The 16,955-nt window shown below is 62.5% G+C and carries 15 protein-coding genes and 1 pseudogene; 10 read left to right on the forward strand and 6 right to left on the reverse strand.

Going from position 1 to position 16,955, the window contains the following annotated elements:
* Positions 1 to 278 precede the first annotated feature (278 nt).
* A complete protein-coding gene (locus ACSBP4_RS13840) occupies positions 279 to 1,463 on the forward strand; it encodes a hypothetical protein (RefSeq protein ID WP_144240363.1) in 1,185 nt (394 codons plus the stop codon).
* 372 nt (positions 1,464 to 1,835) lie between these two features.
* On the opposite strand, the gene ACSBP4_RS13845 is transcribed toward ACSBP4_RS13840, so the two are convergent.
* Positions 1,836 to 2,030 carry a hypothetical protein gene (locus ACSBP4_RS13845; RefSeq protein ID WP_049964343.1) on the reverse strand — a complete coding sequence of 65 codons (195 nt, stop codon included), beginning with the start codon at positions 2,028 to 2,030 and terminating at the stop codon, positions 1,836 to 1,838.
* Between the two features lie 244 nt (positions 2,031 to 2,274).
* Between ACSBP4_RS13845 and ACSBP4_RS13850 the strand changes: the two genes are divergently transcribed.
* The 3 genes and pseudogenes from ACSBP4_RS13850 (at position 2,275) to ACSBP4_RS13860 (ending at position 3,735) form a co-directional block, all read left to right on the forward strand.
* The gene (locus ACSBP4_RS13850; protein ID WP_233274296.1) at positions 2,275 to 2,625 is read left to right on the forward strand and encodes a hypothetical protein; all 351 of its coding nucleotides are present in this window, start codon (positions 2,275 to 2,277) and stop codon (positions 2,623 to 2,625) included.
* Positions 2,626 to 2,831: 206 nt separating this feature from the next.
* Positions 2,832 to 2,906: pseudogene (locus tag ACSBP4_RS13855) on the forward strand (IS6 family transposase); the annotation flags it as partial.
* Positions 2,907 to 3,108: 202 nt separating this feature from the next.
* Positions 3,109 to 3,735: an RAD55 family ATPase gene (locus tag ACSBP4_RS13860; RefSeq protein WP_049964345.1), complete on the forward strand. Its 627-nt coding sequence runs from the start codon at positions 3,109 to 3,111 to the stop codon at positions 3,733 to 3,735.
* Positions 3,736 to 3,916: 181 nt separating this feature from the next.
* On the opposite strand, the gene ACSBP4_RS13865 is transcribed toward ACSBP4_RS13860, so the two are convergent.
* The gene (locus ACSBP4_RS13865) at positions 3,917 to 4,873 is read right to left on the reverse strand and encodes an FKBP-type peptidyl-prolyl cis-trans isomerase (protein WP_049964346.1); all 957 of its coding nucleotides are present in this window, start codon (positions 4,871 to 4,873) and stop codon (positions 3,917 to 3,919) included.
* An 88-nt stretch (positions 4,874 to 4,961) separates the two neighbouring features.
* Between ACSBP4_RS13865 and cyaB the strand changes: the two genes are divergently transcribed.
* The 6 genes from cyaB to ACSBP4_RS13895 all read left to right on the forward strand — a co-directional run bounded on the left by cyaB (position 4,962) and on the right by ACSBP4_RS13895 (position 11,191).
* Positions 4,962 to 5,504, forward strand: coding sequence for a class IV adenylate cyclase (cyaB, locus tag ACSBP4_RS13870; RefSeq protein WP_006648846.1), 543 nt, complete (start codon positions 4,962 to 4,964; stop codon positions 5,502 to 5,504).
* 102 nt (positions 5,505 to 5,606) lie between these two features.
* On the forward strand, positions 5,607 to 6,812 hold the full coding sequence (locus ACSBP4_RS13875; RefSeq protein WP_006648847.1) for a methionine adenosyltransferase: 1,206 nt from the start codon (positions 5,607 to 5,609) through the stop codon (positions 6,810 to 6,812).
* Between the two features lie 94 nt (positions 6,813 to 6,906).
* The gene (locus ACSBP4_RS13880; protein ID WP_435552549.1) at positions 6,907 to 7,776 is read left to right on the forward strand and encodes a hypothetical protein; all 870 of its coding nucleotides are present in this window, start codon (positions 6,907 to 6,909) and stop codon (positions 7,774 to 7,776) included.
* Between the two features lie 127 nt (positions 7,777 to 7,903).
* Complete coding sequence (locus tag ACSBP4_RS13885) at positions 7,904 to 9,157, forward strand: MFS transporter (protein WP_049905557.1); 1,254 nt, start codon at positions 7,904 to 7,906, stop codon at positions 9,155 to 9,157.
* A gap of 83 nt (positions 9,158 to 9,240) precedes the next feature.
* On the forward strand, positions 9,241 to 10,419 hold the full coding sequence (locus ACSBP4_RS13890; protein WP_435552550.1) for a tRNA sulfurtransferase: 1,179 nt from the start codon (positions 9,241 to 9,243) through the stop codon (positions 10,417 to 10,419).
* 181 nt (positions 10,420 to 10,600) lie between these two features.
* Positions 10,601 to 11,191 (forward strand): DUF5804 family protein, encoded by a 591-nt coding sequence (locus ACSBP4_RS13895; RefSeq protein ID WP_435552551.1) that lies wholly within the window; start codon positions 10,601 to 10,603, stop codon positions 11,189 to 11,191.
* A 24-nt stretch (positions 11,192 to 11,215) separates the two neighbouring features.
* Here the strand turns inward: ACSBP4_RS13895 and ACSBP4_RS13900 are convergent, their stop codons facing one another.
* The 4 genes from ACSBP4_RS13900 to ACSBP4_RS13915 all read right to left on the reverse strand — a co-directional run bounded on the left by ACSBP4_RS13900 (position 11,216) and on the right by ACSBP4_RS13915 (position 16,456).
* Positions 11,216 to 11,998: a hypothetical protein gene (locus tag ACSBP4_RS13900; RefSeq protein WP_435552552.1), complete on the reverse strand. Its 783-nt coding sequence runs from the start codon at positions 11,996 to 11,998 to the stop codon at positions 11,216 to 11,218.
* 131 nt (positions 11,999 to 12,129) lie between these two features.
* A complete protein-coding gene (locus tag ACSBP4_RS13905) occupies positions 12,130 to 13,110 on the reverse strand; it encodes a PLP-dependent cysteine synthase family protein (protein WP_435552553.1) in 981 nt (326 codons plus the stop codon).
* Positions 13,111 to 13,199: 89 nt separating this feature from the next.
* Positions 13,200 to 14,585, reverse strand: coding sequence for an aspartate aminotransferase family protein (locus ACSBP4_RS13910; protein WP_435552554.1), 1,386 nt, complete (start codon positions 14,583 to 14,585; stop codon positions 13,200 to 13,202).
* A gap of 146 nt (positions 14,586 to 14,731) precedes the next feature.
* Entirely contained in the window at positions 14,732 to 16,456 is a 1,725-nt protein-coding gene (locus ACSBP4_RS13915; protein WP_049964353.1) for a Na+/H+ antiporter NhaC family protein, read from the reverse strand.
* Positions 16,457 to 16,955: the final 499 nt, after the last annotated feature.

A 16,955-nucleotide genomic window follows, 5' to 3' on the forward strand; every position in this document is an offset into this window, starting at 1 on the left:
CAGCTGACCCGTTCGATCGAACGCGTTGCGTGTTCGTCTCACACCGTCGCACCCATCCGCAGTCGGACGGCGACGAGCAGTTGCACCGGACGCCGGTCCTGACCCTGCCACGGCCGGTTGACGAAACGTCCGAACAGCTATCCACGATCGTATAGGAACAGTGGTAGGGTATTCGATCGCAGTACCCCACCTCAATTGAGTGACCGAATGGGAGTGGTTCACTTAAATATATTAATTCAGTAAAATATATGTGTATAACTCATTGATATTAGGGCGGGATGTCTGATACCCCTCGTTTGAAACGCCGTACCGCATTACGAACGATCGGTCTCGGAGCAACTGCGCAGTTGGGTATTGGTCTGGTTGCCGGTGATACGGCAGAGGGCGAACAGCGGCTAGAGATTGATGACATCAACGAAGAGGTCCAGAAGGCGTGGCAGTCGACCGTGCGTCGACATGGCGAGGTCGTCGACACTGAGTATGCCGCGATTGGACCGACTAACGTAGCGCACTCAAGCAAGCGCTTAGCGTCGGTGGCAAAGGCGAACCGAGACGACGGTCGGTCGATGATGATCCAGCGATTGGAGTTCGAGGACGGATATACGGCCGAGGTCACGACAGCGATGGACCGCGACGGCAGCACGTTCCTCAAGAAGATTAATGACCAGCGGTTCAAGACCATCCTCTCGTCTGACGACGTGGGATCCCTCAAGCAGAACCAACGGGAAAAGGTCGTCGCTCACTCGGAGAGAGACGCCGACTTCGCTGCCTCCGCCAATCCCAGCAAAAACCAAGTTGCGGACCTATCGAAGAAGTCCACCCTGAGCGCCACGTCTTCCCACTACGATTACTCTGCCACCGAGGCGGATGACGGCGACAGTGACCGGAACTGTCCTGGACCCTGTTGGGTGCAGGGGATCAACTGGGCAACTGATGTCGACGAAGACGACAATCGGTGTGGTGTTACGGTGACTGACGCTGCCGTCTCTATCGAGGCGGATGCCTACGCAGAAGTCTACACGTTAGTCGACAATGACATGAAGACAGGTGATTTCGACATCACGTTTGATGGGTATACTGCAGGGACGGTTTCCAGCCTCGGGATGGCCGCCGGGACGGACTTCCTCGGGTTCGTCAGGAACGTCGACAAGGACACACAGGATTCGATCCATCTCGGGACGCTAAGCTCGGATTGGTATGACGCCGTCGACATCATCGACGAGCAGTGGGGACCAGGGGACGGTGCGGGGCCAGGTGACGACGCCCCGTATACTGATTACGAATTCACCACGGAACTGATCGAGGGTGACACATACGCGTTCGGTATCCGAATGGCGGTTGACTTGGCCAACCTGTCGCTTCCTGGGGCGATCACGATAAACTTCACCGATACAAGCAACCCCCTCGACAAGGGCTTCGGCATGTCGTACAACGTCATCGGAGCGGACTATAGTAGCAACTGAACGTCATTGCACACCTGATCGCACGAGGGCATTGCGATCAGTGTGTAAATCGTTTCAATTGCTACTATAGTAAAAGCGAGTTTATCCAGTCCGTATCGGGACCCCACTGCGGTTCCTTTTGTCGGCCGCCACGCGAGCGGTCAATCGCGATTAACCACTGTGGACGATCGCCGAACACGTAGGCGAGTGAACGTCAGACGCCACTGGAGAGGTTCCGAACGGCGAGACAGGAACTGGTGCGTCGGACCGAGCAGTTGACGTCCTCGGAACCTGGCATGGAATCGATGTCACAGGAAACTCCGGCCCGCTATGAGTCGTGGGCATCCCACGAACGCGAGCAGTCACATCTGGCAGAGTGAAGAAGTCGGAAGCTTAGGCGTTCGTACTCGAGTTCCCGGCGAAACGTTCGTCAAGATGGTAGGCGGCATAACTGAACACTGCGACCAGGACGAGCGTGATCGTCATTCCCAACAGACTGGTCGGGTCTGGGACGATCGCCGCTGCCGCCACAGTGCCAACAAACATACCGACGAACGCGACGAGGATCGTTCGGAGGGTACTAAACATGGATTTTCATTTTCCTTCCAGGTGTATATTTTTTACGTCAGTATATTGTATAATCCCGAATCATCCGTACGTGCAGCCGGAGGCCCTGGAGCAGGATCGACAGATCGCCGTCTGCTATCGGATATAAATATTATCCATCGCAATTTTTTGTTCGGATGCCCGTAACGATAGTATGCGTCTTTCGGCTCGCTGGCTGTACGCTCGTTCCGCGTGGAACCGGTCCTGGCTGTGGGACGTTGGAGCATTGCTCTCACTCATTAACGGCGAGGTCCTCATACAGGTCGGCGCGGAGCGAGCGCCGGACTGCGCTCTCCCCGTACTTTTCGTGGGCGGGTTCGGGGCAACGTTTCTCGCGTTTCTCACCATGGACCTGCTCGTCCCCCACCGGCTACCGATCGTCACCGCCACCGGAACCTACCAAATCCTGATTTCGGCGGCAGTCGTGGGTCCATTCTTCGCCAGCGCGGCCGTCGGCGCGGCGCTGCTGCGGTCCGGGACAGCGCTTGACGAACTCGTCTTGGTCGTCTTGGGGAACGCTGCGGCGCTCACCGCAACGGTACTCGTGGTAGCGTACTACTCGCGGGATGGTGCCTGAGGACAGCGCCGGATGCAAGCAGGTGACTACCCGTCACGGACGGGAGCAGTCCGCCTCGGAATAGGAGGCCAGCCTCCCGTAGAGACCCGCTGGTCAACGGCGCCTCAGTACTTGGGTAGACACTCGAGCGCGACTGTCCCTACTGTCCGTCCCGCGGTACACCACGGATCGGACATCTTCGGTTTAGGCTCTAACACGCAACCGCTGAACACCACTACAATTACGATCGACTAAATCAAGCGCTGAATGGCCGAACACCAGCCGAGGAGGTGCTGAACTAGACCGTTCTGAACGCTGTCAAACCACTCTTTCAAGAGATAAAGAAATATACCATCTAATTTGGAACTATTTCATATATTTTGGGCTAAAAATCCGAAACATGGTTGCAGAGCCACGTATACTGTTGGAACAAGCTAATCTGAACAATACCATTCCGACGAAGGCAAAGAATTATGCGGGCAGTACAGCAAGAGCATATACCGCATGGTCGGCCGGTTAGACACTGGGATCGACGTCCTCGACCGGAAGCTCGACGGTGGGCTCCCCCCGGGGTGTATCGTCGCGTACACCGCCGAGCCGGCCAGCCAGTCCGAACTCCTCCTCTACGAACTCACGGCCGCCCGCGGCACGCTGTATCTCACCACTGAGCGCGACGACGACGCCGTCCGTCACGCCATCGAGACCTCGCCCTCCTCGGTCGGCAGCCCGACGGTCAGGCACGTCACTGGTGAGGACACCCTCGAGGAGGCGACCCGACTCATCGGTGCCTTGCCCGACGGGGCGAACCTCATCATCGACACGATGGACGTCCTCGAGCGCTGTGACACCGACGAGTACATCGAATTCCTCAACGAACTCAAGTCGCACATGCTGGAGACGGGCAGCATCGCCGTCCTCCACTGTCTGAAAGGAGAGGACGAGCCGCCGAACCGGTCCCGGACCTACCACGCCGCCGACGCCGTCTTCGACCTGCGGACCGAGATCTCGGGGACCGAACTCGAGAACCACCTCACGATTCCGAAGTTCCGCGGCGGGAGCCAGCCGACCGACGCGATCAAGCTCGAGCTGACGGAGGAAGTGGCGATCGACACGAGCCGCGATATCGCCTGAGTCCGGCTGCCCGGCCGATTCCGTTACCCCTCCTGTGCGGGCATCGTACTGTACCTCGGCTTCGCTCGTCGATTCGACACGCCGCCCTCTCTTCGGCGGTTACGCGCGCAAAAAAGTCGATCCGCACATGCTCGTTGTCCGTCGGTAACGACCGGTGAGCGGCCGGGTCCGCGGCGTCGGCTTACTCTTCCGCGCCTTCGAGTTCGTCGACGATCTCGTCGGCATCGACGTCGGCGTCCTCGAGGGCCTCCTCGATGTCGCCGCCGCCCATACCGCCCATGCCGCCCATCATACCGCCCATGCCCATGCCGCCCATGCCGTCGATGACTTCCTGGACGATGACGCGGTCGACGCCGACCTTCTCGATGATGTCCTGCCCGATCTGCTGTTTGCCCATCATCCACTGCTGGTTCATGGTCATCTGGGGCGTGGCCTCGAGGTAGAGCGTCTCCTTCTCGACGGTTTCGGTCTCGAACTCGGGCTCTGCGTCCTCGTCGTCGTCATCGGGTTCGACGGGGACCTCTTCCTCGACCTCGTCGGTCTCGATCCAGAGTTCGGGCTCCATCCCGAGGTACATCTCGAAGAGACCGGCGGCCTGCTGTTCGCGGTCGTCGACTTCCTCGACGATCGTGTACTCGTACTCGACGTCCTCGCCGGCAAGCGGGTGGTTGAAGTCGACGCGGGCGCGGCCGCCGATGATCGTGCTGATGTAGCCCTGCTGGCCCTCGATCTGCACGTTCGCGCCGGGGTAACGGTCGTCCTCGTCGATCTTCTCGGCGCTGACCGTCTGGACGTCGTCGGGGTCGTATTCGCCGAAGGCGTCCTCGGCGGGGACGGTCACGGTGCCGGAGTCGCCGGGCTCGGCGCCGACGATGTCGTCCTCGACGGCCTCGAAGATGTGGCCCTCGCCGACGACGATCGTTCGGGGCTTGAACTCCTGGCCCTGCTCGTCGACGCCCTCTTCCTCGGCGACCTCGGGGTCGGTCGTGTCGACCAGCTGGTCGTCCTCGACGGTGTAGGCGGTGTACTCGAGTTCGACGAAGTCGCCGGTCTGGAGTCCGTCGGCGGCTTCGTCGGCTACTTCTTCGTCGACGTCATCGGCCTGCTCGTCTAGCTCGGCCTCTTGTTCCTCGGTCATACGTTGTACGTCCGGCCGTCTACATTTAAGTACGACGTTTTCGGGCGAGAGCGACCGATACTTACGATCCCCCCGCGTCGACTCGAGCATGTACGAGGTCGAAGCAAAGGTCCCCGCCGACCTCGCGGCCGTCCGTGAGCGGCTCGTGGCCCTCGAGGCGACGCCCGAGGGTGCGGTCGTGCAGGTCGATACCTACTACGACGCGCCCCATCGGGCGTTCGTCGAGACCGACGAGGCGTTGCGGATCCGGTCGGAGCGACCCGAAGACGGCGAGGCAGAGACCCACATTACCTACAAGGGGCCGCTCGTCGACGACGAGTCCAAGACCCGCGAGGAGGTCGAGACCGCCGTCGCGGACGGCGAGAAGGTCGATGCGATCCTGACGAACCTCGGCTTCGAGCCCGCCGCGACGGTCCGGAAAGAGCGCGAGCGGTTCTCGCTCGAGGGGTATACCGTCACCCTCGATTCGGTCGCCGACGTCGGCGACTACGTCGAGGTCGAGACCGAACTCGAGTCCGAAGCCGAACTCGAGGCCGCCCGCGAGGGGGCCTACGACGTCCTCGAGCGACTGGGGCTGGATCCCGACGAGCAGCTCCGAACATCGTATCTCGGCCTGTTGCTCGAGTCCTGAGAGAGTGCGAAAGCGACGCCGGCGAATCCATAACTTACAGGCATTTTACGGCCCGTATCTGTTTCCGCAAGTTATACGAACGCGGTCCGTCAAGAACCGCCAATGAGCGAGCGGAACATCCGTATCGAATCCATCGACCGGCAGGCGGTCGAGGATCAGGAGGTCGAAATCGTCGAACGAAAGGGAATCGGTCACCCCGACTCCATCTGTGATGGCATCGCCGAGAGCGTCGCCGGGGCGCTTGCCCGCGAGTATCTGGACCGCGTCGGCGAAGTGCTGCACTTCAACACCGACGAGACCCAGCTCGTCGCGGGCGAGGCCGCGCCCGCCTTCGGCGGCGGCGAGGTCGTCGACCCGATCTATCTACTGATCGTCGGCCGCGCGACCAAACACTACGAGGGCCAAACGATCCCCGCCGAGACGATCGCCCTGCGAGCGGCACGGGAGTACCTCGAGGAGAACATCCCCCAGCTGACCGTCGGCGAGGACGTCGTCGTCGACGTCAAACTCGGGGAGGGCAGCGGCGACCTGCAGGAGGTCTTCGGCGAGGACGAAGTCAGCGTCCCGATGGCAAACGACACCAGCTTCGGCGTCGGCCACGCGCCGCTGACCGAGACGGAGCGGATCGTCCTCGAGGCCGAGCGACGGCTGAACGGCGAGTACGCCGACGAACACCCCGAACTCGGGCCGGACGTGAAGATCATGGGCAAACGCGAGGGCGACGAGATCGACGTCACCGTCGCGGCCGCGATGGTCGACGAGTACGTCGCCGACCTCGACGAGTACGTCGAGGCCGTCGAATCGGTTCGCGAGTTCGTCGACGGCGTCGCGCGCGACCACACCGACCGCGCGGTCGATGTCCACGTCAACACGGCCGACGACTACGACGAGGGCTCGATCTATCTCACGGTGACGGGCACCTCCGCCGAACAGGGCGACGACGGCTCCGTCGGTCGCGGCAACCGCGCCAACGGACTCATCACGCCGAACCGCTCGATGTCGATGGAAGCGACCAGCGGCAAGAACCCGGTCAATCACATCGGGAAGATCTACAACCTGCTCTCGACGGCGATCGCCGAGGAGGTCGTCGGCGAGGTCGACGGCATCCGCGACCTGCGCGTGCGACTGCTCTCCCAGATCGGCCGGCCGATCGATCAGCCCCACGTCGCCGACGTCCAGGTCGTCACCGACGACGGCGTCTCGGTCGCGGACGTGGAGGACGACGTCGCGGCCATCGTCGACGCCGAACTCGCCGATGTCACCGGAATCACGCGCAGCGTGATCGACGGCGAACTCTCGACGTTCTGATCGGGCCTCGATCCGAACTGCGGCCCAGTCCCGGACCCGATAGCGCCACGTCGGATGGGTGACGTTTTGTCCACGGATCGCGTGCCGTCCGGTAATGGCCCTCCGCAAGCCGTTCGACGAGCGCGCGGCAACCCACCGGGTCATCACGCGGCAACCGTCCGGCGTCGCCGACGACGACGGGGCCGGCTGGATCACCGTCGAGAACCGCGTCGTCGACGCCGTGGCGTCCTTGGGAACCGCAGTCCATCTGCGTCTCGAGGACGGGGCGGCTTCTCGGTTGGACCCCGACGGACGACTGGAGCGCGTCCGCGGACCAGATCGGGTTCTCACGGGTGCCGGGCCGGAGTATCGGGCGACGCTCCCCGACGACGCCGACGTCGTCCGGTCGGTGCTGGCCGTCGATCCGGACGATACCGACGTGTGGGTCGATCGCGTGTTCTCCCTCGAGGAGTTCGTCGTCCGTACCGACGCCACGTGGTATTATCGGTCGGTTCCCCATCACGCCCATATTCGAGAACTGCACGCGGACGGCTGTGACGCGCTCCTGCAGGCCGTCACCGACGCACTCGAATCGATTCCTCGCTCGACCGTCGTTCCGGTCGACGGACTCGTTACGTGGCGATCGAACGGCGACCGGTACGAACTGTCGTGGGACGTACTGCGCCGGCGTGAGGGAGACGCCGATCGAGACCGCTGGTCGGCGTTCGAACTAGATCGACTCCGACGCGTTCGTCCCGTCCCGAACCGCGAGGAACTCGTCCTCCGGTGGGCTCCGTCGGCCGCGGATACGTGGCCACGCCGGATTCTGCGGTACCTGCTCGATCCCGAATCGGTGGCTCCCCCGACCCGAATCGCGTTCCCCGACCGAGACACGATGCGCGCGGCTACCGACGCCCTGGGGAAGCTGCGGGAACGTCTCGAGTATTCGTACGTGATCGCCGACTCCGAGAGCGAGCAGGGCTGACCGCTCGGTGCTACCGGCCGAGAGCCGCCACGTCGGGTGATCGCCGGGTTCGACAGACCCTTTGGCGACGACAGTGTGTAACACTGATAGCACGTTACGAATCGGCATCCCTCGAGAACGATCATCCGTGAACCTCCCCTCAAGCGGTTCGAATCGCGTGGTCTACGCCGTCGTCGCGAGTACCTTCTTCGTCGGTTTCGGCGGCGGCGTCGTTTTCCCGATCCTGCCGAACCTCGGCGAGGTACTCGGGATCTCGGCGTTTATGGTCGGCGTCATCCTCTCGGCCAACCGCTGGACGCGGCTGGTGGCGAACGGGCCGGCCGGCGCGCTCGTCGACCGGATCGGGACCCGGAAACCGTTCGTCGCGGGGCTGGCGATCGAGGGGGCCGCGACCGCGGGCTACGTCGTCGCGATCACGTCGTCGGTGCCCGAGTTCTGGTTCGTCCTCGCGCGAGTCTGCTGGGGCGTCGGCAGCGCCCTCGTGTTCGCGACGGCCTACACCATCACCGCCGACGTCAGCGACGCCGGATCGCGGGGCGAGAGCATGGGGATCGTCCGTGCCGGGATCACGTTCGGCTTCCCCGCGGGCATGGTACTGGGCGGGATCGTCAGCGAGGTCTACAGCAACGCGACGGCCTTCGTCCTCGCTGCCTGCTTTGCCGGGCTGGCGAGCGTCATCGCCTACTTCATCGTCCCCGAGACCCACGTCGACAGCCCCGACGCCTCGATCAAGCCGTGGGACCTCGAGACCACCCTCCCCGCGCTGACCGTCGGCCTGGTCAACTTCGGGCTCTACTTCGCGTACTTCGGCGTCCTCTTCTCGACGCTCGTCTTGTACCTCGACGCGGAGTCGACGGTCCTCACCCTCGAGTTCGCCGGCGTCGGCCTCGAGTACGGCGAGCAGGGGACCTCCGGGCTGCTGATGGCCGTCTCGGCGCTGTCGGGCGCGCTCTTTACCATCCTCGGCGGAAAGATCAGCGACGCCGTCGGGGCTCGTGTCCCGGTGTTGCTCGTTTTCCTCGTGACGAGTTGTCTCGGGTTCGCCGTCCTGACGCTCGCGCCGTCGCTCTCGATCGTCGTCGGGGCCTGCGCCCTGATCGGCGCGGGACAGGGCGGGGTCGGCGGTCCGCTGACCGCACTCTTGGCCGATCTCACGCCCGAGGACCGAATGGGGCGGGCGATGGGGACCAACAACGTCTTCGGCGACGTCGGCGGCGCGGTCGGCCCGCTGCTCTCGCTGCCCTTCGCCGAGGCGATCGGCTTCGACGTGCTGTACGCGCTCAGCGCGACCATCCCGCTGCTGGCCGGTGCGATTCTCGTGGTCGGGATCTACACCTACACCGGCAGCCTGAGCCCGACGGTCGAGGAATCCATCGTCTGAGACCGTCCGCGACTCGTCGGGATCGCTCGAGGCCGAACCGTACCTCGCAACCCCCTTATAGCTCCGATCATCTATCACAGTCCATGCACCCCCCGGGAGCCGACACCGTCCTCGTCCGTCACGGGGACGTCAACACGAAAAGCAACACCGTCAAGCGGTACATGGAGGACCTCCTCGCGGAGAACCTCGAGGCCCTCCTGTCCGCGCGGTCGATTCCCGGCGAGGTCGAGCGCCGGTGGAGCCGGCCGCTGATCCACACCGAGAGCGACGCCGTCGAGGCCGCCACCGACGCCGCGACCGACACCTTCGGTGTCGTCTCCGCCAGCCCTGCCCTGACCACCAGTACGGAGAAAGCACGGATCCTCGAGGCCCTCGCGGAGACGGCCCGGGAACACTACGACGGCGGGACGTTCGCCGTCGAGGCCCGCCGGGCCGACAAGAGCCTCCCCTACGACAGCGAGGACCTCGGCCGCGAGGCGGGCAACGCCATCTGGGCGGCCGTCGAGGACGAGTTCGAACCCGACGTCGATCTCGACGATCCCGACCTGACCTTCGGCGTCGAGGTCCGCGAGGACGCGGCCTTCCACTACCTCGAGCAGCGCGATGGCCCGGGCGGGCTCCCGCTGGGTTCCCAGGAGCCGGTCATCGCCCTGGTCAGCGGCGGCATCGACTCGCCGGTCGCGGCCTACGAGATGATGCGCCGCGGCAGCCCGATCGTCCCGGCCTACGTCGACCTCGGTGACTACGGCGGGATCGACCACGAGGCCCGCGCCATGGAGACGGTCCGGCTCCTCTCGGACTACGCGCCGAACTTCGATATGCAGGTCTACCGGATCCCTGGCGGCGACACGGTCGACCTGCTCGTCCGGCAGATGGAGCAGGGTCGGATGCTTTCCCTGCGGCGCTTTTTCTACCGGGCCGCCGAGACGCTTGCCGAACGCGTCAACGCCGACGGCATCGTCACCGGGGAGGCCGCCGGCCAGAAGTCCAGCCAGACCGTCCGCAACCTCGGGGTCACCAGCCGCGCGACCCGGCTCCCGATCCACCGGCCGCTCCTGACGTGGGACAAGCAGGACATCGTCGCCCGCGCCCGCGAGATCGGCACCTTCAGCGACTCGACGATCGACGCCGGCTGCAACCGCGTCACTCCCGATCAGGTCGAGACCAACGCCCGCCTGAAGCCCCTGCTCGAGCACGAACCGGACGACCTGCTCGAGCGGGCCGAGGAAGCGGCGAAAAACGCGACTCTGGTCGAACCCTGAGTCGGCTTCGAACCGCCCGTTTTCCCGCCGCTCGTAGACACCTCACCTACCCACGGCCGGGTGGGACTGGAATGGGCTGGCGCGCTTTCGTAGTCGTGGCGTCTCCGACAGCAGATTTACTCGTGTCTTCATCGCAGAGAAGCCGAAACCCCCATTACGCCGTCGGACACACCACGAACCAGTGACCCGCGTCTGTCTCATCGGCGAGGCCGGGAGCGACCTCCAGTACGAACTCCTCTCGCGGGAGACGGCCCGCGAGGCGCTCGCGACCTACGACTTGGAGCGGCCGTTCGAGAACTCGCTGGCCCTGCGGACGGTCAGCGTCGGGGCCGCCGTCTCGCTGCTGAACGACCTGAACTGGTATCTCGTCCGGTTCGTCGACGAGGTGCTGGTACAGGAGCCGAGCGTCAGCGGGGACGAATGGCTGTCGCGCTCGCTCGCGACGCAACTCCGGAACGGCGAGGCAGACGCCGACGAGACGGGCGAGTTCTGCAAGATCTACGGCCTCGAGCGAGTCGCCCCTGCCGTCGAGGACGAGGGCACCGAACCCGATGCGGCGGCCTCGAGCGAGACTGACGAGTCCGCGGCCGCGAGCGAGGGTGAAGAAAACGGAGCCGCTGCAGCCTCGAGCGGCGCCGGCGGGGAACCAACCTATCGGCTCGTCGAACCGCTGTACGTCCGGCGAACGGACGGTGATCTTCCGGAGTACGACCTCCGGGACGTCGCGGAGACGCTGGTCGTCCGCCTGACCGAGACGGAATATACGCCGTAGCGGGGCCGTCGTTCGCTCGAGCGGTTACGAGTCGTCCTCGGCCGTCCCGTCGTCCGACTCGACGCTCGTACTCTCCGACGCGCTGGCGCTGTCGCTGCGCATCGAGGCACCGCTGGTATTGCCCTCGTGATCGACGACCGTCGCGGAAAGCGCCGTCAGCGGCTCCGATTCGAAGGTCACCCGAACGAGCCGGCCGACGGTCGTGATCACCGGGGTACAGGCCTCGTTCTCGTCCGCCGTGTCCCGTACACCTGCCTCGAGGACGAGTTCCTCGTCGGCGCTTCCGTCCGTCCCGTCGCTGTCGGTCTCGCCGTCGCCGCCGGTACTGCTGCCGCTGGGGTCGCCGTCCCCGTCGGTCTCGTACTCCTCGTCGGTCTCGTCGTCCTCGATCGGACGGACGTCGATCGACTCGAGGACCAACTCGTAACAGGGGTTCGGTGCTTCGGACTCGAGCGAGACCAGGATCGACGTCTCGAAGTCGGTGTCGTCGACGAAGCTGGCGAGGGGGTCGACGTTGGAGAGCGTACGCGTCTCGAGCCACTCGGTCGCGTCGTCGGCGTCCCGGACGAGGTCGACAGATGACGTCTCCGTATCCGTGGAGAACTGGTAGTTTTGTGTCTCGTAGCCGGTCACCTCCTCGGGGAGGTCCTCGCTTCCGTCATCCGATCCGGGGTCGTCTTCGCTGGGATCGTCACTCTCGTCGTTGTCGTCGGGCGAGTCGTCGGTGCCGTCGGCGATACAGCCGGCCGAGAGCGCGAGCAGTCCCGCAGTGCTACTCAGTAGCGTCCGCCTGGAGGGGCGTGTCATTCTACCTGACCGTACGAAGGGGTACCTAAAGGCGGTTCGGCTAGGTGAAAGAGCCGTTTTCACCAGCCCGTACTCGAGCGGCGGTCGACGTGGTCATGGGACCTCTGGCGAAATCGCCCCGCTCGAGCCGGTCAGTCGAAGAGACCGGTCGAGAGGTAGCGCTCGCCGCTGTCCCAGAAGACCGTGACGACGAGCGGGCAGTCGTCGGCCCGTCCGCCGTCGGTCTCGGGCGAGGCCGGCTGGGTTCCCTCGTCGAACGCCGTCGGGACCTCCGGACACTCGAGGGCGGGGTCGGCGATCTCGCGGGCGATCCGCTGTGAGACGAGGCTGGTCGCGCCGCTCGATTGGCCCACGAGGATTCCCTCTTCGCGCGCGAGGCGGCGACACTCCGCCTCGGCGTCCTCGAGCGCCACCGTCTCGACGCGATCGAGCAGGTCGAGATCGAGGTTGTCGCTGACGAAACCCGGCCCCATCCCCTGGAACTCGTCGTTGCCGGATTCACCGGTCGAGAGGACGGCGTTTCGTTCGGGTTCGACGGCGACGATCTCCATCTCGGGGTACTCCTCGCGGAGTCGTCGGCCGATCCCCGAGATGGTGCCGCCGGTGCCGACGCCGGCGACGAAGGCGTCGATCTCGCGGTCGCCGACCTGCTCGATGATCTCCGGCCCGGTCGTCTTGTAGTGGGCCTCTGGGTTCGCGGGGTTCTCGAACTGGCCGAGCTGGACCGCACCCTCGGCCTCGAGTTCCTCGGCGCGGGCGCGGGCGTCCGCCATGTCGCCGTCGACCAACTCGAGGTCGGCCCCGTAGGCCGCCATGACCTGTTGGCGTTCCTTCGATTTGTCCGACGGCATGACGATCGTCAGGTCGTAGTCGCGGGCGGCCGCGACGAGCGCGAGGCCGATCCCCGTATTGCCGCTCGTGGGTTCGACGAGCCAGTCGCCGGGTTCGATCAGCCCGTCGCGTTCGGCGGCCCGTACCATCTCGCGGGCCGGCCGGTCCTTGGCCGAGCCGCCGGGATTGAACGATTCGATCTTGGCCGCGACCGTCGCGCCCTCCGGCGAGTCGACCTGGACCAGCGGCGAGCCGATCGTGTCCAGGATACTCCCTTTCATTGACCCACAATATGGATTCGAGACGTAAACCCGTGCTGGACAGAGGCAGGACGTGCCGGCTACTAGAGGCGGGGACCTACAGATGCGATTTATTCGTCGTACTCGTGGTCGACCGCCTTGAACGCATCTTCGGCTACCTCGAGGGCGCGTTCGATTTCGTCCTCGGTGTGGCTATACGCAGTAAAGAACCGCTCGCCTTGCGGCGGAATGCCGAAGAGAACTCCGCGAGCAGCGGCCTCGACGAACCAGTCGTTGAACTGGTCGCCGTTTGCGCCGAACAGATCACGGAACCCGTCCAGGTCGTCATCCATCATGAGGACCTGACCCGCCGAACCGATGTACTCGACGTGGGCAGGAATTCCGATGTCGTCGATGACGTCCTGTAACCCATCGAAGAGCAGTTCCCCTTTTCGATCGATGTCGGCGTAGACGTCCTCCTCCTCGAGGACCTCGAGAGTCTTTAGCGAGGCGGCTGCCGAGACAGGGTGGCCGTTGTACGTTCCACCGTGGAACGCCGTCGTCTGCCAACTCTTTTGTGCGTTGGATTCTTCCGGTGGGATAATCTCGTTCATGATTTCGGCCGTTCCGCCGAACCCGGCCATCTGATATCCCCCGCCGACCGCTTTCGCGAACGTCGTCATGTCCGGTTCGATCCCGAACCGCTCTTGGGCGCCACCCGGAGCGAGACGGAAGCCGGTCATGACTTCGTCCCAAATCAGGACGATGTCCAACTCGTCCGTCAGGTCACGTAGGAATTCGTGGTAGCCGTCCTGCGGTTTCAGACAGCCAGCTGAAAACATAACCGGCTCGATGATGACTGCGGCTAAGTCATCGGCGTGTTCTCGGAGGATTTCCTCCGTCGCTTCCTTATCGTTGAAGGGGAACGCGACAGTGAGATCGCTGATTTGGTCTGGAATTCCCGACCCGTATGACACCGTATTCGGCCGTTTTTCGTCTCCCAATGCGTCTTCGTCAGCGAGGACGCTCTGGAGAAGATAATCGTGTGCACCGCCGTAGCCACCTTCCGGTTTGGCGATCTTGTCGTTGCCAGTATACGATCGAGCTACGCGGAGAGCGTGCATGGTCGCCTCCGAACCGCTGTTTGTCAAACGGACCTTCTCGATACTGGGAACCCACTCGACGATTTTTTCCATCAGTTCGATACTGATGACCTGTGGAGTGGCGGTTAGATCAGCCCTCTCTGCTTGTTCTTTCACTGCTTCGGTAACAGCAGGGTGATTGTGACCCAAGATTTTGGGACCAAGAGCCATCAAGAAGTCGAGGTATTCGTTCCCGTCGACGTCGTAAACGTACGATCCTTCCGCGCGATTCACGTAGATCGGATACGGATCGAAATGTCGCACGTTGGATTCGACACCGAGCGGCGTCACTTGCTTCGCACGTTCGAAAAATTCCTTGTTACCCTGTGTGCGTTCACGGTACAGTTCTTTGTGGTCGGGATTGTCCAGGTCCATACGCGTTATCTGGACTCAAATATAATAAAACTTTCTTATATAGGATATTGGACGAGTAATAGGATTTTAGTTGCACTCTGTTCAAACGAGATGATCGGCTACGGCCAGACGGATCGAGGGCCGACTAACTAGCTCTCTGAGATGCGTCAGTCATCACCGGCCTCCAAGCTATGCGTTTCGTGATTCGTGACGGTAGCCGAGATGTTCTTTCGCCTCGCGTCCCATCCTGAGAGGAAATAAACGATACCGGTCAGGAGGACGCTCCCAACGAGAAGTAGTGCGACGGCTGCCCAGATCGAGCGTCCCCAAATGGGGGAACCGTATCCCCACGTCAGGAGTAAGACCGTGGAAACTGCGACGACGGTGAGCGCGTAGTAAACCTGCGTTCGGACGTGGTCTATCAGGTCCGCTCCGGTGAACGTCGCTGCAAGTACTGTCGTTGGAGCAACTGGCGAAGAGTGATCTCCGAAGATGGCTCCTGAGAACGTTGCGCCGACGACGACAGCGACCATCGTGTGACTGGCGGTAAGCTCCCAGGCGAGCGGAACTGCGATGGGAGTCAGAACCGCCATAACGGCCCAAGAGTCGCCCATCGTAAACGCCATGAACGATCCAATCAGCAGAACCACGATGGGGAGCGTTTCAGGCGTCAATACCATCGTCGCGTACGTTGCAACGTATTCGCCAGTTCCCAGCTGTTCGACGACAGAGCCAATAGTCCACGCCAGCACGAGGATCGTCAGCGGCGTCAGCATAATTTTAAATCCTTTCACGGAGGTGTCCACGCTCTCCCCGACTGACATATAGTCGTAGAAGTATGCGTAGTACCACGTCGACCCGACCATAGCGAACGAACCAACGACGATGGTGAAAATGTAGTTCGCGTTGATCAGTATCTCTCGCAGTGTTCGTCCGGGTTCGTATCCCGTTATGATTGCACCGACCGTGACGACACCCAGAAGAACGAGGACGGGAACGAAAAACGTCCGGAGCATTCTCGGCGCTCCCTCGATGGGCTCTCCCAGTTCTCCTTTTATGTCCTGCATCGGCTGCGCCTTTTCCCCGTTGACCTTCCCGGTTTCACGGGCACGATGTTCCGCGGACAGCATCGCACCGAAGTCGCGCTGGGTGACCACGATAATCCCAACCATGACGATCGCCAAGATAGAATACATGTTGAACGGGATGGATTTGATAAATATTAAGAAAGAAGACGGGACTTCACTGGCCGGAATATCCGTTGCTTCGTAGCCGGTGTTGATCATTGACATCTGGAAGGCGACCCACGAAGATAATGCAAGAGTCGAAACCGGCGCGGCCGTAGAGTCGACAATATAGGACAGCTTTTCGCGAGACATATTAAGCTCGTCCGATATGTCTTTCATCGTCGTCCCAACGATCGCCGCGTTGGCGTAATCGTCGAAAAATAACCCGATTCCCATTAGCCACGCTGCCAGACCGGCTTTTCGTTTGCTATCGACGTACTCAGTGACCTTCTCTGCGGCGGCGAGTGTCCCACCCAACTTCCAGATCATCGCAATAGCGGAACCTAAGAACAGAACTAAGAGGATGATCTGCATGTTGAACACGCTTTCACCGACTGACTCCGAGATCCACTGAAGCGCGTCGATCGAACCCCAGAATCCAGCGATAATGATACCAACGACAATATTGAGCGGTTCGTAGGACGGGAGTCCGACCCCGCTAAAGAGACTTGCGGCGAGATCGACCCCGTCGAAGTAGCGATAAATCGCGCCTCCGGACCAGACACCTAAAAACAGCCCGATAATCGCTTTCCGAGTTTTGATGGCGACACCGATCGCGAGTATCAGTGGCAACAGAGACCATGCACCGTATGTCGTGGCTGACATGGTCCAACATATGAGAGTTTCACACTATATAGTTTACTACTAGCGCACAATATGTGGTCTATATTCTACAAACCTGATTCTATTTGAACAGTATACAACAACGGGGAGGTCGGGGACCGTCCCTCCACGACTTGCTTCGTCCGTCAAGCGCCGATGGGGCCGACGGTGATCGTAGTACGACACCAACCGTTCGATCGTCCTCTCGAGTCCTCGTCCGCTCGTCTACCCCGGAACCGTCCGATCCGAATTTGACGGTGGGGAACCCTGTTCGACGCGTTTCGGTCGATATCGTTGGGTCGTCCGGATCGACTCGAGGGCAAGCAGTCCGAGAACCGGATCGGCCGACGAGAAACCCGACGACGGGGAAACCGTGTTTCTCGCGGTGGTCCACTCACTTCTCGAACGGACAGCGCCCGACGTTCCTCATGCCCCACCACATAGGCGGGAGATTTCCGACACAGTACCGCTGCCATCGGTTTCTATTTCACCCCCATTATCG

Source organism: Natrinema sp. CGMCC1.2065, from assembly GCF_051225675.1.
In the GTDB taxonomy this organism is placed as follows: Archaea; Halobacteriota; Halobacteria; order Halobacteriales; family Natrialbaceae; genus Natrinema; species Natrinema thermotolerans.